The following is a 401-nucleotide window of genomic DNA, read 5'->3' on the forward strand; positions in this document are numbered from 1 at the left end:
GCAGTAAGATTGCCATTAGTATGACCGAAAATGGCGATCCTTATGAGAATGCGCTGGCCGAACGGGTGAACGGGATCCTCAAAGAGGAATTCAACCTGCATTACTCAGGCCTGGGCTTTGAGGACACTAAAAGGAAGATTGCTGAAAGCATTCGGGCTTATAATGAGTTAAGGCCTCATGCCAGTTGCGATTACCTCACTCCGGAGCAGGCCCATTTGCGGGCAGGGGCACTGGTGAAACGCTGGAAGAATAAAATATCAAAAAAGGAGGAGTTGGCCCTTGTATAGTTCAAACAGGATTACCAAATTGCAGTGTATAATTCAACCAGGAATAACAAATCATCGTGTATAATTAATTCAGGATTTATTCAGTAAGGTGTATAGCCATTCTAGGATAAGACA

1 protein-coding gene is annotated in these 401 nt (G+C 43.9%); it reads left to right on the forward strand.

Translation table 11 applies throughout. The annotated features are described in order from the left end of the window. On the forward strand, positions 1–287 hold a 287-nt coding region (locus tag DDR33_RS25340; protein ID WP_146198886.1), incomplete at its 5' end, for an integrase core domain-containing protein. Between the last annotated feature and the right edge of the window lie 114 nt (positions 288–401).

Source organism: Pararcticibacter amylolyticus (assembly GCF_003130405.1).
GTDB classification, from domain to species: Bacteria; Bacteroidota; Bacteroidia; order Sphingobacteriales; family Sphingobacteriaceae; genus Arcticibacter; species Arcticibacter amylolyticus.